Here is a 25,510-nt window from a genome sequence, read left to right on the forward strand (position 1 = left end):
ACAAAGCGCACAGGGCGGAAGTGATTCCGCTTCTGTGCGTTTTTGAATTCTGCTTTTATGGATGACGGAGGCCTGCTCGTATGCAGGTGGTCCTCATAAGGAGCATTATTATATTTATTTTATGAAATGTCGATTTATGTTTCTTGGATAGGTGGAGGAATTGTATTGAAAATAAAGTACATCTCGGAATCAGGACAGGAATTATCTGATTTCATTTGAAATAATTCCTTAAAGGTGACTTGAAAGAATAAAAAAACTACATAATTATAAAAGTTTTCTATAAAATATTTTGTAACATGCAGTATAAAGTATAAATGAAAAGTTATTATTAAAATAAAGCAAAGCAATTGACAAGTAAACAGAAAACTGTTACTATACAAATATACAAACATGCATGAATGTATACGTACGGAAAAGGTCTTGGGACAGCTTTAACGGAAATGTATGCAAGGAGGATTATTGAAATGAATATTGATTTTGAAAAGATACGTAAAGAGGAGTGGCCGGTACTTGAAACGATGACATTTTTAGATGCAGCATGTGTGAGTTTTGCTCCTCAGCGTACCGTGAAGGCAGTAAAGGCATTTGCGGAAATGACGGCTACACAGGAAGAGGCGAACTCCAGCGCTCACCATATCGCGATGGATTCTCTCAGGCATAAAGCTTACGAAGAAGCCGCAAAGCTGCTGAACGCGGATCCGGAAGAGATTGCTCTTGTTGAGAGTACTTCCCACGGTCTTAATATCGCGGCACAGGGTATTGAACTGCAGGATGGCGATAACATCATCACAACAAATCTGGAGTTTATCCAGGTAGCCCTTCCCTGGTGCGTTATGAGAAAAGACAAGAACATCGATATTCGTGTCTGCAAAACAGATGATAACCGTTTTACAGCAAAGGATTTTGCAGCTCTCGCAGATGAGAAGACAAAACTGATTGTTATGTCCACTCTGGAGTGGTGTAACGGATGGCAGACAGATTTGAAAGAGCTTGGCGAGTTCTGTAAAGAGAAAGGTATTTTCCTTGTAGTAGATGCCGTTCAGCAGTTGGGCGTTACAAAGATTGATACAAAAGAATGCCATGTCGATATCCTGACGGCGGGCGGACACAAGTGGCTGAACTCCCCATACGGAACCGGCGTTCTCTATGTAAACAAGGAAGCGCTTCCAAAGATTAAACAGTCATATGCAGGATATTTGAATACAACTGTTCCGGAAGGCGGATGGGGCGCATACTGGGAGAATCCGGCAGCACCGTCGGTAAATGCCTGGACATTTGATGAGACGGCCAGAAAGTTTGAAATCGGCGGAACCTCCAACTACACGGGAGCAATTGCTTTAGGTGAATCCCTGGCTCTTGTCAATGAGATTGGAATCGAGAACATTGAGAAACGGATTCGAGAAATTGCTACATATTGCATGGACAAGATTGAGGAGATCGGTGGTACACTTATTACGCACAGAGATCCGGGACATTTCGGCGGAATCGTAATCGCAAGATTATATGACGACCTCGATGTCGACAGAATGATTCTTAAAAAACTTCACGCACAGAGAATTTTTATCGCACAGAGATTTACCGATTATATCGGCGGTTTCAGAATCTCCTGCCAGTACTTCAATAATGAGAAGGATATCGACACCATGATCGCCGCTATGAAAGAACTCATTAAAGAGATCGGCAGAGAGCCTGATTATAAGAAATGATTTAACGTAACAGTTCAGACAGCATGAACTGTTACGATTTAACAGAATGAATTTATGAAAGAGGAGTAAAAGAATGGCCAAACTTCAGCTTACGTCAAATATCACGTTTTTATATTTTAACGATTTAGAAGCTGCAAAACCATTTTTTGAAGAGGTTCTGGGGCTGGAAAAGGCTTACGATCCTGGTTGGGCAGTAGTATACCGGCTCCGTGATAAAGCATTTTTAGGAGCGGTTGACAACAAGAGCGGTTCCATTCAGGTTACCTCCACGGACAGCGTGCTGATTAGCCTTACCGTCGGCAATATTGAGGAGGTCCATGAAGCTCTGAAGGGATGTGAAGGAGTGGACGGACTTTCCGATATCAAGCAGGTAAAGGATTTGGATCTTAAATCATTCTTCTTTACCGGTCCGGAAGGATACCACTTTGAAGTGGAACAGTTTACATCAGGGGCACTCAGCGAATTGTTCTGATGAAGACAGTTAAACCAATGATTTATGAAGAAAGGGGAGGAAGATGTCGGTAGGAATTCTTTTATTCGCCACGGCCGGCGACAGACTGAAAGGGGATCCCGGATTTCCCGGAACGTTTGATTTTCCTGTTGAATACGGCATTGTGGAAGGCAGTTACAGGGACCTGATAGAGGGTTCGCCCGATGCGTGTAAGAGACTTTGTGAAGCTGCAAAAGAGCTGGAACGAAAGAATGTATCCGCGATTGCAGGGGATTGCGGACTGATGGCCCTCTACCAGCGGCAGATAGCAGATTCGGTCAAAATTCCGGTGATATCTTCCAGCCTTTTGTTTCTTCCGTTTGCAAGGATGATGATATCCGGGGAACAGTCTATCGGCATCCTGACGGGCCATTCGGCGCTTCTGGGGGAGCGCCATCTGAAAGCGGCCGGAGCCGGGAACCTGGATGGAATCGCAGTCTACGGAATGCAGAATGAACCTCATTTTAAAGAAGTGGTAATCGAAGGAACGGTAAAGCAGGATTACGAAAAGATGAAGAAAGATGTTCTGAATGGAGTTAAGCATCTGAAGGAGTCATGCGGGGCTCTGGGAGCGGTACTCCTCGAGTGCAGTAACCTGGCCGTGTTTGGATCGGAGATTACCAGGGAGTTTAAGATTCCCGTATTTGATATTAATACGGGAGTGTACATGATGCAGGAAGTTCTGAATAAGAAATGTTACTGTGATTAAGCCATTGGCTGGCGGCAGTATACAGGCAGGCGGAACGGTTTACGGATTGTTTTTATGAAGAAAGGGAAGGTTACAATGAGATTTTACGAATATGAGACATGGAAATTAAAAGACGGGGTAAATGTGGAAGAGTACGACCAGATGCTCCGTGACTGGTTCCAGTTCCTTCACGATCACAAGGAAGAGCTGTTCCAGGAGTGGATTAGCGCAAAATACTATAAAGAGACTGATATTGAGGGGGTTCCCTCCGGCCGTTACATTATGGTATTCGAGTATGAGTCTCTGGAAGGACATCACGCATATAAGAAGCGCAGAAATTATAAGGGGCCGTATGCTCCGTATAAGCTGGTGGATCCGTATTATCACTATTTTAATTATGACGAGACCACATGTACATATTGGCAGCCGATTGAACCGGAACGCTGGCTGGACACGGATAAGAAATAAGGAGGGGTTATTATGAGATTTTTAGAGTACGAAACATGGAGATTGAAAAAAGATATTGATATGGAAGCTTACGACAAAATCATCAAGGACTGGTTTGAATTTGTTAAGAAGAATAAAGAAGAACTGTTCCCGGAATGGGTAAGCGCAAAGTATTTCAGAAAGACGGACAGGGACGGAAATCCCAACGGTCTGTTTGTTATGTTATTTGAATATGAGTCCCTGGAAGGACATCATGCATATAAAGAACGCCGCAAAGACTGGGACGGACCATACGAGGCATACAAGGCGGTGGATCCATATCAGGAATTCTTTGAACTGGAGTCTGTAACGTGCGAATACCTGCAGCCACAGGCCGTGGACAGCTGGTTTGATTTTTCCAAGTAAAATACAGGAGGGAATTTTATGAAAAAAATACTGGCAGTTGTTTTAGCAGCAGCAATGACAGTTTCTCTGGCGGGATGCGGCGGTAATGCGGCAAGCTCAGGAAATTCAGGTACACAGCCCGCAGGCGGCACAAGCACAGGCGGCGAAGTAAAAGACACACTGGTAATCGGACATTATGGCGATACGCCGAACTTTGATACACATGACAACTTAAACGACAATGGTATGCGTATCAACATGTGCGTTTACGACCCGCTCGTCCGTATGGACAATGAAACTTATGAGATTAAACCGTGTCTGGCAGAATCCTGGGAGCTTTCCGAAGACGGAAGGGAATATACATTTGCCATCAAGTCGGGCGTTAAATTCACAGACGGAACCGATATGTCGATCGACGACGTTGTTTTCTCATTGCAGCGCGGCATGACGATGCCGATGGCGGTTCCAAGCTTTGCACGTGTAACAGGCGTTGAGAAAGTGGACGACAGCCATGTAAAAGTTATCCTGGACGGACCGTATCCCGAGTTCTTATTCGCAATGGCGCTTCCGACAGCCGGTATCTTCAGCAAGACCGCTTTTGAGTCCATGGGTGAGGATGCATTCAAGAAGAATCCTGTAACGACAGCTCCTTATAAAGTAGCGGACTGGAAGGCAGGAGAGAAGGTTGTTCTTGAGGCCAACGAAAATTACCACATGGGCGAGGTTCCGATTAAACACGTGGAATACCGTGTTATCACAGACCCGAACTCCGCAGTTCTGAGCCTCGAATCCGGCGATATCGATGCATACGTAGACGTACAGCCGACAAGCTTTAAACGTATCCAGGAAAATGATAAGTTAGAGCTTCATATGGGCGATACATTCGGCCTTAACTACATTACCATCAACTGTGAAAAAGCTCCGTTTGACAACATTAAAGCCCGCCAGGCTCTGGCTTATGCTACAGATAAAGAATCCATGCTATACGGCATTCTGGATGGAAACGGAACAATCATGGATACGTTCGCAAATGAGAAGTACCTTGGATACACAGACAAAGTTGTCAAATATCCTTATGACCTTGAGAAAGCAAAAGCATTATTTGCAGAGGCCGGCGTAGACGGAAGCCAGGAGATTTCCATCATCGTTTACGATACAAAAGCTTCCAAATATGCTCAGGTTTTACAGAACTCTCTTGCAGAGATTGGCCTGAAAGCCAATGTTTCCCAGATGGAACGTTCTGCATATGACGACGCCTGCTTAAACGGCGATGCAAACATTATGGTTGACGGCGGAACCTTTACGGCTCCTACGATTGATGAGGCGCTTTACTCCGGTATTCACTCCAGCCAGATGGATGTCCGCAATTACAGCAAATATTCCGATCCGGTTGCCGACCAGTACCTGGACGAAGCACGTGTAACACTGGATGAGACGGAAAGAGCCGCTCTGTATGAGAAACTTCTCATTAAGCTGAGTGAGGATCTTCCTATGATTCCTACCTTAAGCGGAACAAAGAATATTGCGACCAATAAGAACCTGAAGGGTGTTACGGTTAACCCATGGTCCTTCTATAACATTTACGAATTCAGCTGGGAATAATAAGATTCCTTACGAACGTTACATAATTGAATGAAGATTTTGTCCCGCCTTCCAAAATTCAGCATTACCGGAGGCGGGACGAATGAAATCAGGAGTAGTTTGGTTACGGTCCACGGAGTGGACGGTAATACAGTTCGAGATAGGAGCGGGGTATGCATAAATATATTGCAAAAAGACTTCTTTTGATGATACCGGTTATCGTCGGCATTTCATTTATTATTTTCTCAATCATGAGCTTTATGCCAGGTAATCCGGCCCGTCTGATTCTGGGGGAGAAAGCGACAGCCGAATCAATAGCCGCTTTAAACGAGCAGATGGGATTAAATGATCCGTTCATTATGCGTTATTTCAGGTATATGGGCGATGTATTAACAGGGAATTTTGGTGTTTCTTACAGAACAGGCATGCCGGTAGTGGAAGAAATTATAAGACGTTTTCCAACCACCGCAAAACTTGCAGTTCTGAGTGTTCTCTTTGCAACGGCAATCGGTCTTCCTCTTGGAATCCTTTCAGCCGTAAAGCAGTATTCCTGGATTGACAGCCTGACAACCGTGCTGGGTCTTGGATTCATCTCCATGCCGCCGTTTTGGCTGGGCCTTATGCTGATTATTCTCTTTTCAGCAAAACTGGGAATCCTTCCGTCGTTTGGTTCAGATTCCTTTGCACACTTTATCCTGCCGGCGATTACCAGTTCGGCATCCACATTTGCAACACTGCTTCGAATGACGCGTTCCACGATGCTGGAAGTAATCCGCCAGGACTACGTCACAACGGCATATGCAAAAGGAGCGGAAAAGAGCAGAATTATCTTCCACCACTGCCTTCCAAATGCACTGATTCCGTTAATCACGGTTGTCGGCGTTAACTTCGGCGGTATGCTGGGCGGTTCCGTTATCACGGAGTCCGTATTCGGAATGTCCGGTATCGGCCAGCTTCTGATTATGTCCATCCGTTCGAAGGATGTTCCGGCCGTTATGGCATGTACGCTGCTTTTGGCAGTAATGTTCGGACTTGTCAATCTGATCGTGGATGTGATTTACGCTTATGTGGATCCACGAATCAAGGCACAATACGCAAAGTAGGGGGTGGCATCATGGGAAGCACAACGTTGGAAATACAGACTGCGAAGAAAAATTCACAGCTTGGCATGATATGGCATCGTCTGACAAAGAATAAACTGGCCGTCATCGGACTGGTTATCATTGTTGCCATGATTGTAGCCTCGATTGCTATCGGATTCACAGTCGACTATAATAAAATTATATTACATGATCTGAAGAATAAGCTGCAGGGGCCGAGCCTGACTCACTGGTTTGGAACGGATGCTTATGGACGCGACCTGCTTTACAGGATTATATACGGTGCGCGTATCTCCCTGTTTATCGGTTTTGTCTCCGTAGCCGGAGCGATGTTTATCGGCGGCGCAATCGGAGCGATTTCCGGCTACTACGGCGGTAAGATTGATATTGTGGTAATGCGTTTTATGGATATGCTGATGGCTATTCCTTCCACGCTGTTCGCAATCTGTGTCGTATCTGCCCTTGGTACCGGTGTTATGAACCTGCTTCTGGCCATCATGGTTTCCATGATACCTCAGTTTGCAATGATTGTCCGGTCTTCCGTGCTGACAATCAAAGGTTCGGAATTCATTGAAGCGGCGCAGTGCGGCGGTACGTCCACGGCCCGTATCATCATGCGTCACATTATCCCCAACGCCATGGGACCTATCATTGTACAGGCGACTCTGGCACTGGGCGGCGTTATCCTTACGGCGGCTTCCATGAGCTTTATCGGCCTGGGCGTTCAGCCTCCGGAACCGGAATGGGGCGCTATCCTTACAGAAGGACAGGAGTTCATGCGTGACTTCCCGTACCTTGTATTCTTCCCGGGTGTTACCATCATGATGGCAGTGCTGGCATGTAACTTCCTGGGCGATGGACTCAGAGATGCTCTCGATCCGAAGCTGAAACAGTAGAGTCTTTAAGAAGCCCGAACTGGTTTATGGTAACAATGGAAGGAGTATGACGATGAATAATAATGATATTTTGCTTGATATAAAGGATTTGGAAGTAACCTACGATACGGAGGAGGGGATTGTCCGCGCGGTTAATAATATTTCCTTCAGCGTGGTCAGAGGAAAAACCCTGGGTATCGTGGGAGAGACCGGAGCCGGTAAGACGACAACTGCTATGAGTATACTGAGACTCCTCCCGGAGAGAACCGGCAATATCCGAAAGGGAAGCATTGTCTATGACGGCAGGAACCTGCTGGATCTCCCGATTGAAGAGATGCAGAAGGTCAGGGGCGAGAAGATCTCGATGATCTTCCAGGACCCGATGAGCAGCTTAAACCCCGTAATCACGGTAGGCGACCAGATTGCCGAGGTTTTGCAGCTCCATGAGGCGGCCGAGGGAAAAGGCGGCAAAAGACCCGGTAAAAAGCTGGGTAAACCGAGCCCGGAAATTATGAAGAGGGTCGATGAAATCCTTGAGATGGTAGGCATCCCGACGGAACGTAAGGCGGAATATCCCCATCAGTTTTCCGGCGGCATGAAGCAGAGGGTGGTTATCGCCATGGCCCTTGTCTGTGAACCGGAGCTGGTAATCGCCGACGAGCCTACGACGGCCCTGGATGTTACAATCCAGGCACAGGTTCTGGAGATGATGGAGAACCTGAAGAAGAAATTAAATACATCCATGATTTTAATAACCCATGATCTCGGTGTTGTGGCCGAGACCTGCGATGACGTGGCGATTATGTACGCCGGAGAAATCATCGAATATGGCACGGTGGAAGATATCTTCGACATGACAAAGAGCCACCATCCGTATACGGTCGGACTTTTTAATTCGATTCCGAGACTGACCGACACATCGGAAAGACTGCAGCCGATTCCGGGACTTATGCCGGATCCGACGGCGCTGCCGGGAGGGTGCAGTTTCCATCCGCGCTGCCCGCACTGCATCGGTAAATGTGAACAGGCGGAGCCGGGTATTTACCATTCCGGAACCCATAAAATCCGCTGTATCAGAATGGCCGACGACCACACGATGACGGATGACAAGGAAGGAGGAGCGTGCTGATGGCTTTTATAGAGACAAAGAACCTGAAAAAATATTTTAAGACCCCAAAAGGCATGCTTCACGCCGTGGACGACGTCAATATCAGTATTGAGAAGGGCCAGACCCTGGGAGTAGTAGGAGAATCCGGCTGTGGTAAATCCACCCTTGGAAGAGTTGTGCTCAACCTTTTGGAACCAACCTCCGGCCAGGTATTTATCGACGGCCAGGAGATGTATAAACTGCACGGCGCGGCTCAGAAGGAAATGAGAATGAGGGCCCAGATGATTTTCCAGGATCCCTATTCTTCCCTGAACCCCAGAATGTCAGTCAGTGAGATTATTGCAGAACCTCTTATCGCCAATAAGCTGATGACGGAAAAAAGGGAAATCCAGGGACGTGTGGAACAATTGATGGAGACGGTCGGCCTTGCCCAGCGTTTTATTAACTCCTACCCGCATGAGCTGGACGGTGGACGGCGCCAGAGGATCGGCGTGGCCAGGGCGCTGGCGGTTAACCCGGACTTCATTGTCTGCGATGAGCCGGTATCGGCCCTCGACGTGTCAATCCAGGCACAGATTCTGAACCTGATGATGGATCTGCAGGACAGCATCGGCCTGACTTACATGTTTATCACACACGATCTTTCCGTTGTTAAACATATCAGCGATGAGATTGCGGTTATGTATCTCGGACAGTGTGTGGAGCGCGTTTCCAGCAAGGAGCTGTTCGTCAACCCGATGCATCCTTATACACAGGCGCTGCTTTCAGCCATCCCGATCCCGGATCTCTCCATGAGAGGAAAACCGAGACAGATTCTGAGGGGAGAGGTTAAGAGCCCGATCGAACCGCCGGCAGGATGCCGATTTGCTTCGAGATGTCCTCATGCGACGGACGAATGCCGGGGCAGAAACTTCCAGCTTAAGGAAGTGGAACCGGGACATCATGTAGCCTGCAGACTGTACGAATAACATTGCCGGGAGGCAGAGGGAAATTATGTATCAGAAAATTAAAGAATATTTTGAAGTCCATAAGCAGGAAATGCTTAACGATATTATGGCTGCCATCCGAATTCCCAGCGTCAACGGGCCGGAACAGCCGGGCATGCCCTTCGGGGAAGAGAATGCCCGGGTTCTGGCGTTTGCCCAGATGCTTGGAAAAGAGCTGGGAATGAAAGCCGAGGTGCTGGAAAATAAAGTGGCGGTGATCGATCTGAACGACGCCCCGACAGAACTTGATATTCTTGCTCATCTCGACGTAGTGCCCGCCGGAGACGGATGGACCGTTACGGATCCCTTTGTGCCGGTTATCAGGAACGGCCGCCTGTACGGCCGCGGTTCTTCGGATGACAAGGGACCGGCCATTGCGGCTCTGTACGCAATGAAGGCGGTAAAGGATTTGGGAATTCCGCTGACTAAAAATGTACGTCTGGTTCTGGGGGCGGATGAAGAGACCGCCTGCCGCGATACGGCATATTATTACAGCAAATTCAATGAAGCGCCCTGCTCATTTTCACCGGATGCCGAGTATCCGCTGATTAATATTGAAAAAGGCGGCCTTTATACAAAGTACAGCGCCGAGTGGGAGGAAGATACCGCTCTTCCGAGACTCGTCTCCCTGAAAGGAGGAACGGCAGGAAATGTGGTTCCAAACCGTGCGGAAGCCGTTGTTGAGGGCCTTGCGGAAACGGTTATCAGGGATATCTGCAAAAAAGCCGGTGAAGAGACTGGAATCCAGTTTGCCGTAGCTCCTGAGGAAGATTCACCGGCCGGGACCGAGGGAAGATATGTAATCCGTGCAACGGGAATCAGTACCCATGCCTCCACCCCTTGGGACGGTAATAATGCGGTGACGGGGCTGATCAAAGCCGTTGTGAGCCTTCCGCTTGCCGAGGGCACAGGAATTAAGACCTTAAAGGGACTTTCTGAGATTTTTCCACATAATGATTATTATGGAGAGGCAGCAGGCGTTGCCCAGAAGGATGAAGTGTCGGGCGTGCTGACTCTTGGCACCAATATGGTGGAATACGGAACAACGGGATTGATGGGCAAGATAGACTGCCGCGCGCCGATCTGCGCTACGAAGGAAAATATGCTGGATGTACTGAGCGCGAGGCTCAGCGCGGCCGGAATTACGATTGACCCGGAGAGACGGATGACGCCGCCTCACCACGTACCGGCCGAAAAACCGTTTGTACAGACCCTGTTATCCTGCTATGAGCAGGTGATGGGTGAAAAAGGCTACTGCATGGCGATCGGCGGAGGAACGTACGCACACCGCCTGGAAAACGGCGTTGCTTTCGGATGTATGAAGCTGGGAATCGATTATCATATGCATGGAGCCGACGAGTATCTGATTATTGAAGATATGGTTAAAAGTGCGGAGCTGTTTGCACTGGCCATTGCGGAAATCTGCAAGTAGATGAAAGATACACAAATGAAAAACACATAAATCTGGAAGAAGAGCAGGGGCTGCCACGGGGAGATGAAACGAACCCGCGGGACAGGGCCGGCTCTTCTTTTTTTGACCTTCAGGTGGAGGATAAACAAGAGCTTTGACAGAATTTCTCAATGATTGACAGAATTTATTAAGTTGTCTTTGCGGTGGCTAACTGTTATAATCGTGGGAGGAAAATCTACGATTATGAAGGAGAAAGCACAAAGATGAGAAAAGCGATAAATAGATGGGTGAAAAGAGCAGCCGGCATTTACCTGGCAGCGGCGATGACCGTGACAGTCCCGGTATATGCGGATGTGATTCCTCCAACACAGCCGGCCGCCGTACAGGACATTGCACCGGTGGCGGAAGAGACTTACCTGGGAGGGGCGGAGCTTACGCTGCTTGCACCGGCAACCCAGAGCCAGAACCTGTCCTGTGTCATTCAGACCAAGGCGGGAAGCGTGATTGTAGTGGACGGCGGACTCAGGGAGGATGCCCCTCATCTGATTGAGACGATTCAGGCCAAGGGAGGCCGTGTATCGGCGTGGCTGATTACCCACCCGCACAGCGATCACATCGGCGCCCTGACGGAAATCCTGAATACACAGCCGATGCCGATCGAGATTGATAATATTTACTATTCATTTTTAGAGAGAGAGTTTTATGAGAGAGGCGACCATATGGGCAGGATGGACAATCTGGACAATCTGCTGGCGGCCTTTAATAACATCGCGCCTGAGAAACTGCACCCGTCCATTGATAAAGGGCAGCAGATCCAGGTCGACGAAGTGACAATCAATGTCATGAACAAGCCGTTCCGAAGTTTTCATAATACCTTTAACAACAGCTCCGTCGCATACCGCCTGGATTTAAACGGCAGGAGGATCCTCTTCCTCGGCGATATGGGCTGGGATGCGGGCCAGAACCTCCTGAAAAAGAATAAACCGGAAGATTTGAAGGCCGATATCGTGCAGATGGCCCATCACGGCCAGGACGGGGTGGAGCTGGATCTCTACCGTGTGATCAGACCTGAAATCTGTCTGTGGCCGACTCCCGACTGGCTTTGGGATAACGTGAAGAACGGCCAGGTGGATGCGGGTCCCTGGAAGACGCTGACCGTCCGTAAATGGATGGAGGCTCTGGGCGTTAAACGCAATCTCTGTGCAAAAGACGGAGATCAGATTCTGAGATAAAAGCTTGTAATAAGGGAGTCGGTTATGGCAAAATTAAGGAGTATGAAAAAGCGCATAACAGCAGTACTGGCAGTAATCATGGCGGCAGCAGTGTTTACCGGCTGCGCGGCATCAGGCGGGGCAACCGCAGCGGAGGAACCGGCACAGCGGATTGTGAGCGGTTATTATATCACGACATCCGCCTGCATTGCCCTGGGACTGCAGGACAGAATGGTCGGAATCGAAGCCAAGGCGTCGAGCCGCCCTGTCTATAAACTGGCGGCCCCCGAGTTTCTAGAGCTTCCAAGTGTGGGAACTGCCAAGGAATTTGATTTGGAGGGATGTGCCGCACTGGAACCGGATCTCGTCATTCTTCCAAAGAAACTGTCGGAACAGGCAGACATTCTGGAGGGAATGAATATCAGGACACTGGTGGTAAATCCGGAAAGCATGGAGGCTCTTAAGGAGACAATCCGGGAGATTGCCGCCCTGACGGGAACGGAAGGGCAGGCGGAAAAACTGCTCGGCTGGTATGCGCAGAAGGAAGAAAAACTGGCGGGCATCCTTGAGAAGGCCTCTTCAGAAAAGAAGGCGGAAGAAGGCGTTACGAGTGTATATATTGCCGGAACAAGCAGCATACTGAGGGCCGCAACGCCCCAGATGTACCAGAGCACCCTGATCGGGCTGGCCGGAGGAGTGAATGCGGCCTCCGATTTGAAGGATAACGGCTGGGCGGATATTTCCTATGAGCAGCTGATTGCCTATAATCCGGATGTGATCGTGGTGATTCCCGAGGCCGACTACACGAAGGAAGATGTGATGAAGGACAGCCGTCTCGCCGGAGTCAATGCGGTGAAGAACCGACAGGTATATGAGATGCCGTCTTCCTTTGAGGCGTGGGATTCTCCTGTTCCGTCGGGAATTCTCGGCGGCATGTGGCTGTCGTCGGCGCTTCATGAGGAGCTGTATCCATTTGATGAATTTAAGGAAGAAGCCGCGGAATTTTACAGGGAGTTTTACGGCGCAGAGATCGACCGGTCACTGATCACGCGCTGATAAAGAAAAGATATGACAGTTCAAAAAAGAACGGGAAATAAGAAAAGAATCTATGTTTACAGCCTGATCATCCTGATTGTATTCCTCGTGATATCTCTCTGTACCGGGAGATATCCGCTGGAAGTGCGGGAGATAGGGCGTATATTGTCAGGACAGGGAGCAGATGAGACGGCAAAGAGCGTGTTTTTAACTCTGCGTCTTCCCCGTACGGTTATGGCATTTATAGCAGGAGCCGGCCTCAGTATGGCCGGCTCTATTTATCAGGATATATTCCACAATCCACTGGCGTCCCCGGATCTGATCGGCGTTACCAGCGGAGCCGGGGCAGGAGCGGCGTTCGCCATTGTCTGCTTCGGGCAGGGCGGAGGTATGGTGGTCGGCAGCGCATTCGCGGGCGGCCTGGTTGCTGTTGGAGCCGCAGTAGCGCTGGCGGGAATGGCCGGACACCGCTCCGCCTCCGATTTTGTGCTGGCCGGGATTGCGGTGCGGGCGCTTGCAGATTCTTTTATCATGGCGATGAAATACCTTGCGGATCCGGAGCGCCAGCTTGCGTCGATTGAATACTGGACCATGGGGAGCTTTTCCAGCATGACTTATGAGAAGCTGATGACGGCGGCTCCTGTGGTGCTGGCCGGGTTGATCGGGCTTTTGTTCTTTCGGTGGCAGATTCAGATGCTTTCCCTGGCCGACGACGAGGCAGCCATGCTCGGCGTGTCCGTAAAAGTGGTCAGGATCTCGGTTCTGGCGCTGACGACGCTGATTGTTGCGGGAATTGTCAGTGTGACGGGCGCGATCTCTTTCATAGGACTCGTGGCCCCGCACATTGCCAGGATGCTTCTGAAAGAAAACGGATTTTCAGCCGCTGTACTGAGCGGACTCGTGGGGAGCATCATTATGCTTGCGGCGGACTGTCTGGCCAGATCTCTGGGAGGAAGTGAAATTCCGGTCAGCATTCTCACGTCGCTTCTGGGCGTGCCGGTGTTTTTGTGGCTGATTGCCGGCAATGGGAATAAACCTTAAACACAGGATGGACGGACGAAGGATGAACGGTTATAATGTAGAGAAGGACTGCCTTCTGGAGATACGGGATTTACAGGTTTCTTACCAAAAGGGGACAACTGCCGCCGGCAGGAACTCCAGGGAACCACAGACGGCAGTTTTGGATGGTGTGAATTTAACGGTAAAAAAGGGCTGCCTGACGGCGCTTCTGGGAGTGAACGGTTCGGGTAAGACGACACTTCTAAAAGCGGCGTGCGGACTGATACCGTTCCGGAAAGGCGGAGTGACGGTATGTGGGCGTGACCTGACGGCGTTTGGCCGCAGGGAACTGGCGTCCTGTATCAGTTATATTCCCCAGAAAAACAGTATTTTATATCATATCAGGACAGAGGAAGTGGTTGTCATGGGGGCAAATCCGCGTCTTTCCTGGTATGAGGCGCCTTCTGCCGCACACAGGCGGGAAGCGCGGGAGCTCCTGGGACAGATGGGGCTTTTGGAGGAAGCGGACAGGGATTTTCTGACGTTAAGCGAAGGTCAGAAACAACTGGCGCTTCTTTGCCGCGCCCTGATGCAGAATGCTCCGGTGATGATGTTTGACGAGCCGGACAGCGCGCTGGATTATGGAAACAGGAGAATGATCCTGAGCCGGATTTCCGGTATTATCCGGGAAAAGAAGTACGGCGGCCTGATTACAATCCATGATCCCGATTATGCCCTGCGATACTGTGATGAGATTGTAATATTGAAGAACGGAAGGATAAGGGAAACAGTTTACTGCAGAAATGGAACCGAGGAAGGGCGGAAAGAAGCGGAGAGAAAGCTCAGAATGATTTATCCTGATCTGGAACTGCTGAGCTTTAACGGCCGTTTCCTCACGGTAAAATAGCAGACGATAAAGGAGGAATGCGTTTGAATCAGCGTACTCTTTTAAAAAAGACAATGGATCTGGCAAGATCAGGGGACGCGGACGCGTTTCAGAATTTTTATATCCTGACGGTGCAGGATACTTACGGAAAAATCGGCTCTCTTGTGGAAGAGCGGGAGAGGGCGGAAACAATCCTGGTGGAGGTCTACTTAAAACTCTACAAAAAGGCCAATACCCTGCCGGTTGATGAGGAGGAACTCAAGGACAGGATTGAGGAAGAGATTTACCGTGTAGTTGAAAAGGAACTGGGACATGAACCGGCACATTTTGAGTTTGATGGGGAATATCAGAGCCTGAAGGAAGAAACGGCGGTTACAATGTGGTTGAAGATCGAGGAGAAAGCAGGTCTTACCCGGGAGGAACCGGAGGAAGACAAGGGCTCGTTTGCCGCATACCTCTACAGCCTCCTGAAGGTGGTCATAACGGTGCTTATCCTGATTTTCACGGTGGCGGTCTTTTACAAAGGGCTGAGGTGGTTCCGCGGCAGCAGAAAGGGGGAGGAGATCCCCGCCGTTGTGATGGAGACGGCGGCAAGCAGCGAGGCCCCGGTCGTCATAGAGGGAGAACGGCTGAACCCGGGCTGGGAGCAGAAGCCGGATGGAAAGCTTTATTATACGACGAAAGAGGGACGGCTGGCCGACGGCCCCGTTGCGCTGGGAAAACAGATCCTGACATTTTCCAGGAACGGCGAGCTGACCATGATCGGAAGCAATAAGGATGTGGTGGAGAATAGGAACCTGTCCTTTGATGAAAAAACGCGGTATGAGGTAAAATCCGGTGATATTTATATAAAAGATCCCGATACGGGGGAGGAGACATGCGTTGTGATGAACGGCCATGTGACCCAGGCCGACGTAAGGTGCGGGTATCTGTGGTATATCAGCCAATATCAGATCCCCAATTCGTCACAGGTCAAGACAACGCTCTACAGGGCTGAACCGGAGGGCGGAAAGCAGGAGGAGATTTATACGACGGACAGTCCCCCGCCGACGGAGAGTTTTCAGGTCACATCCAGGTGGCTTTATTACCTGTCCGACGGAACGCTGTACCGGAAAGAACTGAGCACCGGCAACACGGAATCTCTGGCCTCGGATGTGGAACATTATTTTGCCTGGGAAGATACGGCTTATTACATGAGAGACAGGACGCTGGAAAGTGTGTCACAGGGAGTGGAATATTCCGGCACGGAGGCCGGATACCGGATCGAGCTGAGGGATCAGGGGCTGGTTCTGTCCCTGTTTGATGCGTCGGGAAATCCGGTTGTGGAGGAAGGCAGCGGCGAAGTGCGCGCCGGAGACAGAATCTACCGGCTGGAGGAGGGCGTAATCAAATCGGTAAGCCCGGCTCCCAGAAAAGACGGAGACGTCACATACTACATCGACGATGCGGGTACGGATAAGAAGATTTACTGGAAGGACGAAGCCGGTACAAGAGGACTGATACGGCAGGAAGGGCTGGTGGCGGACAGCTTCTGTATAGCGGGTGAATGGCTGTACTACAGCGCCAGAACGGAGCAGTACGGGGCCGAGTGTGACAGCCAGATTTACCGTCTTAATTTGCAGACCATGACCCTGGAGAAATCGGGCGCTCCGTTTAGGGGATATATGCGGAACCTGTATTATTTTGACAATGTCCAGGCTATTTTTGGCGAGTACATCCCATCGGTGGCGGATCCGGAGGATATCCACGGGGAGATCTTGGTGATTTCTCTGGGCGGCGGAATTGAACCGGTCAATGATACGGGAGTGCGGCCGGAATCGGACGGCAGTGACATGTTAGAGATGGTCATGGCCGAGGGAGACAGGATCTACTGCCTGTATCACAGATGCAGCTATGACAGTGATTCTGGGCAGATGGCCTGGGAGACGACAAAGCCGCTGGAATTAAGATTAAACGGAACAGAAATCCAGAATGGAGCCGAGGATGAATAAGGATAATACGGGGGAGTGGAAGAATCTCCTGCTGGAACAGCTAATCAGTTACGGTGAGTCGGACTGTTATCCTTTCCACATGCCCGGACACAAACGGCAGGTGGAATTGGGGATAACTTCTTTTCCAAATCCCTTTTCTGTGGATATCACGGAGATTGACGGCTTTGACAACCTGCACCATGCGGAGGAAATACTGCGCGAATCCATGGAGCGGGCCGCCGCCGTTTACGGGGCGGACCGGACCTATTATATGGTAAACGGCAGCACCGGGGGAATCCTGAGCGCCATCAGCGGGGTGACATCCCCCGGCGGGAAGCTCATTATGGCCAGAAACAGCCACAAAGCCGCTTATCATGCGGTGCTTCTGGGTCATCTGGATCCGGTATATGTTTACCCCGACTATGTAAAGGACTACGGAATCCAGGGAGGCATTGACCCTGCGGCAGTTGAGGCCGCCTTTGAAAACACGGATAAGAAAACGGAGGTACACTCCGGGACAGGGGAGGACGGGAACGGAATCCAGGCGGTGTTTATCACATCGCCGACTTATGAGGGAATGGTTTCGGACATCGGGGCCATTGCAGAGATTGCCCACCGCCACGGCGTGCCGCTGATTGTGGACGAGGCCCACGGGGCGCATTTCCCCTTTGGGGAGCAGTTTCCCTGCTCCGCTCTGGAATGTGGGGCGGATATCGTGATCCAGAGCCTCCATAAGACGCTGCCGTCCCTGACCCAGACGGCCGTGATGCATATAAAGGAAGGGTTTGCCGATAGGGCGGGGGTGGAGCGGTATCTGTCCGTTTTCCAGAGTTCCAGCCCTTCCTATGTGTTTCTGGCATCCATAGAAAACTGCATCCGATATATGGACGTGGAGGGAAGAGTGCGGATGGAGCGTTACGCCGCTTCCCTGCAGAAACTGATGGAGTGCGGAAGGGAATTCAAACATCTGCGGCTGGTGGATGACGGAATCTGCGGCCGTTACCATATAAAAGACAGGGACGCATCAAAAATTGTGATTTCCACAAAGGAATGCGGCATGAATGGAGCCGAGGCGGCGGATCTGCTGCGCAGCCGCTTTCATCTGGAACCCGAGATGGCCTGCGGCAGCTACTTAATTCTGATGACGTCTTTGATGGATACGGAAGACGGATTCAGAAGATTATATGAGGCGCTTTGCCGCCTGGATGAACTGGCCGGCGGCAGGGAGAACGGCACGGAGGAAGAAGAAAACGGCACTAAGGAAAAAGAGAACGGCGGGAAAACGGCGGGGACAGGGAACGTTTGGGATGGCCCGGCGCGCACCTGGCTCGCAGGAATCCGGAAGGTAATGAAGATCTCCGACGCATGGGGACAAAAGCTGAAGCACATACCCCTTAAAGATGCCGCCGGAACCGTCAGCGGAGGTTTTATTACCGTATATCCGCCCGGCGTGCCGATGATTGTCCCGGGGGAGCTGATTTCGGAGGAAGCCGTGGAGCTGATACGGAAAAACCAGGAAATTGGCCTGACCGTGGAGGGAATCGCGGAGGACGGAACCATAGCCGTTTCAGACATAATACAGGCGGGAAACGATACCGCAGGGACGGCGGGAATTTAAACAGATGACAGAGGTATGGAGCCATGGGAAAAATATTTTATGTAATGGGAAAAAGTGCGTCCGGGAAGGACACAATCTATAAAAAGCTGCTGGAGCGTCTGCCCCGGCTTAAAACGGTTGTCACTTATACGACAAGGCCGATTCGGGACGGGGAGACGGAGGGCGTGGAGTACCATTTTACCACGGCCGGGCAGCTGGAACAGTTCCAGCGGGAAGGAAAGCTGATCGAGCTCAGGACGTATGATACGGTGTTTGGGCCGTGGAGCTACAGCACGGTAAACGACGGCCAGATCAACCTTGCAGAAGATAATTATCTGATGATTGGGACGCTGGAATCCTACCGGAGTACAAGGGAATATTTCGGGGCGGACAAACTGGTGCCGCTCTATATCCAGGTGGAGGACGGGGAACGGCTGACCCGTGCCCTGGAGAGGGAAAAACAGCAGAAACAGCCCAAATACGCGGAACTTTGCCGCCGCTTCCTGGCGGATGAGGAAGATTTCAGCGAAGAGAAGCTCAAAGAGGCGGGAATTGAGAAAAGGTATTCAAATTCAGGGATGGATCAGTGCCTTTCTGAAATTGCGGAGACGATAACAACACTAACCAAAACCCCGGATTAACCTCGGATTCCCTACTAGGCAGCATTTTAATCTTGTGTTATACTATATGAGACAATTTTGTATGCGGTGGGGAGTTACGCCGTTTCAGGAGGAAGATATGGCAGGTTTTCATGATATAATCGGACATGACATGGTGAAGAACCATTTACAGAAAGCAATTGAGTATCACAAGGTATCCCACGCCTATATTTTATCGGGGGAAGAGGGGATGGGCAGAAAGACGCTCGCCAAGGCATTTGCCATGACGCTTCTCTGTGAAAAAAGTGATAAGGAACCATGCATGCAGTGCCACTCCTGTAAACAGATTATGTCGGGCAACCATCCGGATGTCATCTGGGTGACGCACGAGAAACCGGCCAGTATTGGAGTTGACGATATCCGTGTCCAGATCAATGACTCGATTATGGTGAAGCCGTACAGCAGCAGTTATAAGATCTACATGGTCGACGAGGCCGAAAAGATGACGGTACAGGCGCAGAACGCGCTTTTAAAGACAATAGAGGAACCGCCTTCCTATGCGGTCATCATTCTGATGACAACGAACCAGGAGGTGTTCCTGCCGACGATCCTTTCAAGGTGCATCCAGCTGAAGCTGCGTCCCCTGAAGGATCATGTAATAAGTGATTACCTGGAGGAGATGATGGAGATACCGGAGAGCAAAGCGGATATCTATGCGGCATTTGCAAGGGGAAATCTGGGAAAGGCCATTCACCTGGCTTCCTCGGAGGAATTTTCCCTGCTTTATAAAGAAGTGCTGACATTGCTTAAGAATATAAAAGAGATGGACATTCCCATGCTGCTTGATTACATTAAAAAGCTGCAGGAGGACAACCTGGATTTGTTTGAATGCCTTGATTTCATGCAGCTCTGGTACCGGGATATCCTGATGTTTAAGGTGACAAAAGACATCAATACACTGGTGTTTAAGGATGAATATACAACGGTCAGCAATCTGTGCCAGAAGAGTTCTTATGAAGGCCTGGAGCTGATTTTAAACGCAATAGAGAAAGCGAAGGCCAGGCTGAATGCGAATGTCAATACGGAGCTGGCCCTGGAGCTTATGCTGTTAACAATGAAGGAGAATTAATCTATGACAAAAGTTATCGGAGTCAGGTTCCGCAAGGCCGGTAAGGTTTATTTCTTCGACCCGGCCGGTATGGAGATAAAGACCGGCGATCACGTGATCGTGGAGACTGCGCGCGGTATCGAGTTCGGCCATGTGGTTCTCGGGAACCGCGAGGTGGAGGACAAGAAGGTGGTACAGCCGCTGAAATCGGTTATCAGGATGGCCACCCGCGCGGACGAAGAGGTGGAGAGAAAGAATAAAGAGAAGGAAAAAGAGGCGTTTAAGATCTGCCTTGAGAAGATTAAGAAACACGATCTTCAGATGAAGCTGATCGACGCGGAATATACCTTTGACAATAATAAAGTGCTGTTTTACTTTACAGCGGACGGAAGAATCGATTTCCGTGAGCTGGTAAAGGATCTGGCCGCCGTGTTTAAGACGAGGATTGAGCTTCGTCAGATCGGCGTGCGCGATGAGACGAAGATTATGGGCGGCGTGGGAATCTGCGGCAGGGCTCTCTGCTGTCATTCTTACCTGTCTGAGTTCATACCCGTATCCATCAAGATGGCGAAGGAGCAGAACCTGTCCCTGAACCCGACCAAGATTTCGGGTGTCTGCGGACGCCTTATGTGCTGTCTGAAGAATGAGGAAGAAACCTACGAGGATCTGAACAGCAAACTGCCGAATATCGGAGACTATGTGACGACGGACGACGGCCTGAAGGGCGAAGTCCACAGCGTGAGCGTACTTCGCCAGCTTGTCAAGGTAGTCGTAATTGTGGACAGGGATGAGAAGGAAATCAGGGAATACAAGGTGGAACAGCTTAAGTTCAGGCCGAAGCGCAGACGGGAACGCGTCAATGTCAACGATGCGGAACTGAAGGCGCTGGAAGCTCTGGAGCGCAAGGAAGGGAAATCGAAGTTAGATGACAATTGACCTGAAGGAACATGAGAGAATCGATGAGCTGCACCGGAACGGTTACCGTATCATCCAGAGGGAGAACGCATTCTGCTTCGGCATGGATGCGGTGCTCCTGTCCGGTTTCGCTTCAGTAAAGCCGGGGGAGAAGGCTCTGGATCTGGGAACCGGAACCGGGATTATCCCGATTCTTCTGGAGGCCAAGACGGAGGGGAGCCATTTTACCGGGCTGGAAATCCAGGAAGAGATGGCCGAGATGGCATCGCGGAGCGTAAAGCTCAACGGACTTGAAGAAAAAATAGACATCATAACAGGCGATATCAAAGAGGCGGGCCGGATCTTCGGCGGGGCCTCTTTTGATGTAGTGACGACAAATCCGCCCTATATGAACGACAGCCACGGTCTTAAAAACCCGGAACTGCCCAAGGCGATAGCCCGCCACGAGGTGCTGTGCACGCTGGATGATGTGGTGAGGGAGGGGGCGCGTGTGCTCCGGCCGGGAGGCCGTTTCTATATGGTGCACCGGCCCCACAGGCTGATCGAGATCATAACGGCCCTCACCAGATACCGGCTGGAGCCGAAGCGGATGAAAATGGTACACCCGTTTGTGGACAAGGAGGCCAATATGGTCCTGATCGAGGCGGTCAGGGGAGGCCGCTCTATGATTAAGGTGGAAAAACCGCTGATTGTTTATAAAGAACCGGGCGTATACACCGACGAGATTTACGATATCTATGGCTATTAAAACGCAGGTTTGGAGGATTGGCAACGAAACGTTTTGGTGATTGGCGGAGAGCCGCAGGGAGAATAAAATGCAGGGAAAATTATATTTGTGCGCCACGCCCATTGGAAATCTGGACGACATAACGCTGCGCGTGCTTAACACACTCAAAACCGTGGATTTGATAGCGGCGGAGGATACCAGACACAGCATTAAACTGCTGAATCATTTTGACATAAAGACACCGATGACCAGTTATCATGAGTATAACAAGATTGATAAGGCGAGATATCTGGTGGACAGGATGAAAGAGGGACTGAATGTGGCCCTGATCACCGATGCGGGAACGCCGGGCATCTCGGATCCAGGGGAGGAACTGGTGAAGCAGTGTTATGAGGCAGGAGTCGAATTAACCTCCCTTCCGGGTCCTGCGGCCTGTGTTACCGCACTGACTATCTCCGGGATGACGACGAGAAGGTTCTGTTTTGAGGCATTCCTGCCGACGGATAAGAAGGAAAAACAGTGGATTCTGGAAGAGCTTAAGACGGAAACCAGGACGATTATCCTCTATGAAGCGCCCCATCATCTTCTCAGGACGCTGGGCGAGCTTTATGAGGCGCTGGGAGACCGGCGCGTGGCCGTATGCCGGGAGCTTACCAAGAAATACGAGACGGCATTCCGGACGACCCTCAGCGGGGCGATTGCCCATTACACAGAGAATGACCCGAAGGGCGAGTGCGTGATTGTGCTGGAAGGACGGACGATCGAAGAGCTTAAGACAGAGGGGCAGGAGGACTGGAAAGAGATGCCGCTTGCCGAACACATGGAACATTATCTTTCCCAGGGGAAGGATAAGAAAGAGTCGATGAAGCTGGTGGCAAAGGACAGGGGAATCAGTAAGAGGGATGTCTATCAGCAGCTTCTGGAGGACGGAGAGTAGAATACAAAGGAGAGGTTCATGTACGAGGATTCCTATTATGCGGACAATGAGATCGACAGGGTGATATACCAGTATTACAAAAAGAACGGCGGATACTTTCTGGGGAATCCGTACGCGGGACAGTATCCTCACTGCCAGTTGATTCTTGATATGGACAGCGCGCCGGTGTCGGTGCTCCCGGTAGTGACTTCCCAGTCCAACTATGGTTATGGCATAACCTGTGCGGCGATGACACAGGCGGAGCTTAAATATCCTTATCATCTGGATATTGTGCCGATGACTTTTTTCAAAAAGGGGATGGAGCTGATTGCCAAGGCTGATATCAAGGTGAGATACCGCGATCTGGATTCGAAGTATCGGATCAAGAGCGATGAACCCGCCTTTACGAAGTTGATACTCCCCGGCAGCCGCCTGGCGGATTTACTTCTGCAGACCAAGGCATTCCGGATCAAGGTGGAGCCGGTTGCCAAGGAGCGTAACCTGCATGCGGTCCAGGTCTTCAGAAACAGGACGCTGGGAGTGGAAATCCAGGGGAAGACGGTTGATTTTGAAGAACTTACCGCAATGGTTGAGATCTGCAGGGAGGCGGCTGCGGCAGTGAAAAGCTTTGCCATGCCGGAGAGAGAAGAACGGTAAAGGATGGCATGCCGCCGGAGATGGAAACCGGCCTTTCATATTAGGGTAATTATGAAAACAAAAGAAGCCGGGCTGTCGGGAAATTTTCCGACAGCCCGGTATTTTTAACCGGCCTGTTATTTTTTTAGCCATAATTCTTTAAATAATAATGAATCTTTCATTTCCGGCAAACCATTAGAAACGGAATATAGCGGTTCCATAAGCCGGAAGCGGATAGGAGAAGGAATACGGCTGGCCATCACACTCTCCTTTGGCGGATTTAAATACCTTCTGCTCTTCACCGCGCTCATAAAGGCCGTGTTCATTGTCCAGAAGCAGCGTAAAGTTGCCCCGCTTCGGAACACCGACCCGGTAATCTTCGCGGGCGACCGGGGTGAAGTTGCAGATAAAGAGCAGGTTTTTCTTCTTCGTCTCGTCACGGCGGACAAAGCTGAAAATACTTCTGTCGGCATCGTTGGCATTGATCCATTCAAATCCGGAAAAGTCGCCGTCCAGGCGGTAAAGCGCAGGATATTTTCTGTAGAGGGTGAGGAGGCCGCGGACGTATTTCTGTAAATCCTCGTGGAGAGGTTCGTCGGCCAGATACCAGTCCAGCGCCACTTTTTCATCCCACTCGTGGAGCTGTCCAAAGTCCTGCCCCATAAACAGGAGCTTTTTGCCAGGATGGCCCAGCATAAAGGTATAGCCTGCCTTCAGGTTGGCAAATTTATCTTCATACTCACCAGGCATCTTATTAAGCATGGAACACTTCAGGTGCACAACTTCATCATGGGAAAGAACCAGGATAAAGTTTTCGCTGGTGCTGTATGTGATGCCGAAGGTCATCTTATTGTGGTTGGGTTTTCTGAAATAAGGATCCAGTTTCATATATTCCAGAAAGTCGTGCATCCATCCCATATTCCACTTAAAGGTGAAGCCGAGTCCGTCATCTTCGGGCCGTTTGGTCACATTGGGCCATGCCGTGGATTCTTCCGCAATAATGATAGAGCCATCCTTCCGGCCGGTAATCACGCTGTTTAAGTGCTTGAAGAATTCGACGGCCTCCAGATTTTTATTTTCTCCGTATTTATTGGGAACCCACTGGCCGTCCTGACGGCCATAGTCCAGGTAGAGCATGGATGCGACGGCATCCACTCTCAGTCCGTCGATGTGGTAATTCTCGATCCAGTAAAGGGCGTTGGCAATCAGGAAATTGGCGACCTCGTGTTTGCCGTAGTCAAATACTTTGGTGCCCCAGTCGGGGTGCTCTCCTTTTCTGGGATCCGCATATTCATAGAGCGGCTGGCCGTCGAAATCGGCAAGGCCGTGGGCATCTTTTGGAAAATGGGCGGGAACCCAGTCCAGGATGACGCCGATGCCCTTTTTGTGCAGGTAATTAACAAAATACATGAACTCTTTGGGAGTTCCGTAACGCGAAGTCGGGGCGAAATAGCCGGTAACCTGATACCCCCAGGAACCGTCATAGGGATGTTCGGCAATGCCCATCAGCTCCACATGGGTGTAGCCCATCATTTTCACATAGTCGGCCAGTTCGTGTGCGGCCTCCATGTAGGTGTAATATCCGTCCTTCTCCTGGCGGTTTTTCTTCTTCCAGGAACCAATATGTACTTCGTAGATGGACATCGGGGATTTTACAGGATTGGTTTCCCGGCGTTTCGCCATCCAGGAGGAATCGCTCCAGCCGAAATTCCGGATATCCGTAGTGACGGATGCCGTCCCGGGCCGGTATTCGGCCGCAAATGCATAGGGATCCGCTTTGAAGAGGATTTTTCCGCTGGTGGTTGTGATGGCGAACTTGTAGAGCTGGCCCGAGCCGAGGCCGGGGACAAACGCCTCATAGATACCGCTGTTTTCCACCTGTTTCATCGGTGTGGAATCCAGATTCCATCCGTTAAAATCGCCTACCACGCTGACGGATTCGCAGTGCGGCGCCCACACGGCAAAATAGTACCCGTCTTTTCCCTGATATGTAAACGGATGGGCTCCCAGCTTGTCAAAGAGTTTGTAATGGCGTCCCTCGCCGTAAAGATACCGATCCAGCTCACCGATCACTCCAAGACCGGACATCTTTGATTTGGCAGCAGGTGTTTTCCTGGTTGTTCTGCCGGTGTTCT

Annotated in this window: 24 protein-coding genes; 23 read left to right on the forward strand and 1 reads right to left on the reverse strand. The window is 50.4% G+C overall.

Annotation, left to right across the window (positions count from 1 at the left end):
* Window positions 1-464: 464 nt before the first annotated feature.
* The 23 genes from V3C10_00425 to V3C10_00535 all read left to right on the forward strand — a co-directional run bounded on the left by V3C10_00425 (window position 465) and on the right by V3C10_00535 (window position 23,396).
* The gene (locus tag V3C10_00425; protein ID WVP62329.1) at window positions 465-1,706 is read left to right on the forward strand and encodes an aminotransferase class V-fold PLP-dependent enzyme; all 1,242 of its coding nucleotides are present in this window, start codon (window positions 465-467) and stop codon (window positions 1,704-1,706) included.
* A 73-nt stretch (window positions 1,707-1,779) separates the two neighbouring features.
* Window positions 1,780-2,178, forward strand: a complete 399-nt coding sequence (locus V3C10_00430) for a VOC family protein (protein ID WVP62330.1) — start codon at window positions 1,780-1,782, stop codon at window positions 2,176-2,178.
* A 43-nt stretch (window positions 2,179-2,221) separates the two neighbouring features.
* On the forward strand, window positions 2,222-2,905 hold the full coding sequence (locus V3C10_00435; GenBank protein WVP62331.1) for an aspartate/glutamate racemase family protein: 684 nt from the start codon (window positions 2,222-2,224) through the stop codon (window positions 2,903-2,905).
* A 75-nt stretch (window positions 2,906-2,980) separates the two neighbouring features.
* Window positions 2,981-3,352 (forward strand): hypothetical protein, encoded by a 372-nt coding sequence (locus tag V3C10_00440; GenBank protein ID WVP62332.1) that lies wholly within the window; start codon window positions 2,981-2,983, stop codon window positions 3,350-3,352.
* Window positions 3,353-3,364: 12 nt separating this feature from the next.
* Window positions 3,365-3,736, forward strand: a complete 372-nt coding sequence (locus tag V3C10_00445; GenBank protein ID WVP62333.1) for a hypothetical protein — start codon at window positions 3,365-3,367, stop codon at window positions 3,734-3,736.
* Window positions 3,737-3,754: 18 nt separating this feature from the next.
* Window positions 3,755-5,317: an ABC transporter substrate-binding protein gene (locus V3C10_00450; GenBank protein ID WVP62334.1), complete on the forward strand. Its 1,563-nt coding sequence runs from the start codon at window positions 3,755-3,757 to the stop codon at window positions 5,315-5,317.
* Between the two features lie 152 nt (window positions 5,318-5,469).
* Window positions 5,470-6,399: an ABC transporter permease gene (locus V3C10_00455; protein ID WVP62335.1), complete on the forward strand. Its 930-nt coding sequence runs from the start codon at window positions 5,470-5,472 to the stop codon at window positions 6,397-6,399.
* An 11-nt stretch (window positions 6,400-6,410) separates the two neighbouring features.
* Window positions 6,411-7,292, forward strand: coding sequence for an ABC transporter permease (locus tag V3C10_00460; protein ID WVP62336.1), 882 nt, complete (start codon window positions 6,411-6,413; stop codon window positions 7,290-7,292).
* 52 nt (window positions 7,293-7,344) lie between these two features.
* Entirely contained in the window at window positions 7,345-8,400 is a 1,056-nt protein-coding gene (locus V3C10_00465; protein WVP62337.1) for an ABC transporter ATP-binding protein, read from the forward strand.
* Window positions 8,400-9,347 (forward strand): oligopeptide/dipeptide ABC transporter ATP-binding protein, encoded by a 948-nt coding sequence (locus tag V3C10_00470; GenBank protein ID WVP62338.1) that lies wholly within the window; start codon window positions 8,400-8,402, stop codon window positions 9,345-9,347. Before V3C10_00465 ends, V3C10_00470 begins: the two co-directional genes overlap by 1 nt.
* Window positions 9,348-9,372: 25 nt before the next feature.
* A complete protein-coding gene (locus V3C10_00475; GenBank protein ID WVP62339.1) occupies window positions 9,373-10,797 on the forward strand; it encodes a Sapep family Mn(2+)-dependent dipeptidase in 1,425 nt (474 codons plus the stop codon).
* Between the two features lie 242 nt (window positions 10,798-11,039).
* Window positions 11,040-12,008, forward strand: coding sequence for an MBL fold metallo-hydrolase (locus V3C10_00480; protein WVP62340.1), 969 nt, complete (start codon window positions 11,040-11,042; stop codon window positions 12,006-12,008).
* A gap of 24 nt (window positions 12,009-12,032) precedes the next feature.
* Complete coding sequence (locus V3C10_00485; protein WVP62341.1) at window positions 12,033-13,043, forward strand: ABC transporter substrate-binding protein; 1,011 nt, start codon at window positions 12,033-12,035, stop codon at window positions 13,041-13,043.
* Between the two features lie 12 nt (window positions 13,044-13,055).
* Window positions 13,056-14,063, forward strand: coding sequence for an iron ABC transporter permease (locus V3C10_00490; GenBank protein ID WVP62342.1), 1,008 nt, complete (start codon window positions 13,056-13,058; stop codon window positions 14,061-14,063).
* A gap of 22 nt (window positions 14,064-14,085) precedes the next feature.
* Window positions 14,086-14,928: an ABC transporter ATP-binding protein gene (locus V3C10_00495; protein WVP62343.1), complete on the forward strand. Its 843-nt coding sequence runs from the start codon at window positions 14,086-14,088 to the stop codon at window positions 14,926-14,928.
* Between the two features lie 23 nt (window positions 14,929-14,951).
* Window positions 14,952-16,898: a hypothetical protein gene (locus V3C10_00500; protein ID WVP62344.1), complete on the forward strand. Its 1,947-nt coding sequence runs from the start codon at window positions 14,952-14,954 to the stop codon at window positions 16,896-16,898.
* Window positions 16,891-18,495 (forward strand): DegT/DnrJ/EryC1/StrS family aminotransferase, encoded by a 1,605-nt coding sequence (locus V3C10_00505; protein ID WVP62345.1) that lies wholly within the window; start codon window positions 16,891-16,893, stop codon window positions 18,493-18,495. Before V3C10_00500 ends, V3C10_00505 begins: the two co-directional genes overlap by 8 nt.
* 23 nt (window positions 18,496-18,518) lie before the next feature.
* Entirely contained in the window at window positions 18,519-19,115 is a 597-nt protein-coding gene (locus V3C10_00510) for a guanylate kinase (GenBank protein WVP62346.1), read from the forward strand.
* A gap of 97 nt (window positions 19,116-19,212) precedes the next feature.
* Window positions 19,213-20,202, forward strand: a complete 990-nt coding sequence (holB, locus tag V3C10_00515; protein ID WVP62347.1) for a DNA polymerase III subunit delta' — start codon at window positions 19,213-19,215, stop codon at window positions 20,200-20,202.
* A 3-nt stretch (window positions 20,203-20,205) separates the two neighbouring features.
* Entirely contained in the window at window positions 20,206-21,117 is a 912-nt protein-coding gene (locus tag V3C10_00520) for a stage 0 sporulation family protein (protein WVP62348.1), read from the forward strand.
* Entirely contained in the window at window positions 21,107-21,844 is a 738-nt protein-coding gene (locus tag V3C10_00525) for a tRNA1(Val) (adenine(37)-N6)-methyltransferase (protein ID WVP62349.1), read from the forward strand. Before V3C10_00520 ends, V3C10_00525 begins: the two co-directional genes overlap by 11 nt.
* A 67-nt stretch (window positions 21,845-21,911) precedes the next feature.
* Entirely contained in the window at window positions 21,912-22,760 is an 849-nt protein-coding gene (gene rsmI / locus V3C10_00530; GenBank protein ID WVP62350.1) for a 16S rRNA (cytidine(1402)-2'-O)-methyltransferase, read from the forward strand.
* 18 nt (window positions 22,761-22,778) lie between these two features.
* Window positions 22,779-23,396, forward strand: a complete 618-nt coding sequence (locus V3C10_00535) for a hypothetical protein (GenBank protein WVP62351.1) — start codon at window positions 22,779-22,781, stop codon at window positions 23,394-23,396.
* A 174-nt stretch (window positions 23,397-23,570) separates the two neighbouring features.
* Here the strand turns inward: V3C10_00535 and glgB are convergent, their stop codons facing one another.
* The gene (gene glgB / locus V3C10_00540; protein ID WVP64545.1) at window positions 23,571-25,463 is read right to left on the reverse strand and encodes a 1,4-alpha-glucan branching protein GlgB; all 1,893 of its coding nucleotides are present in this window, start codon (window positions 25,461-25,463) and stop codon (window positions 23,571-23,573) included.
* Window positions 25,464-25,510 lie beyond the last annotated feature (47 nt).

The sequence above is a fragment of the [Clostridium] symbiosum genome, assembly GCA_036419695.1.
Taxonomy (GTDB): Bacteria; Bacillota; Clostridia; order Lachnospirales; family Lachnospiraceae; genus Otoolea; species Otoolea symbiosa_A.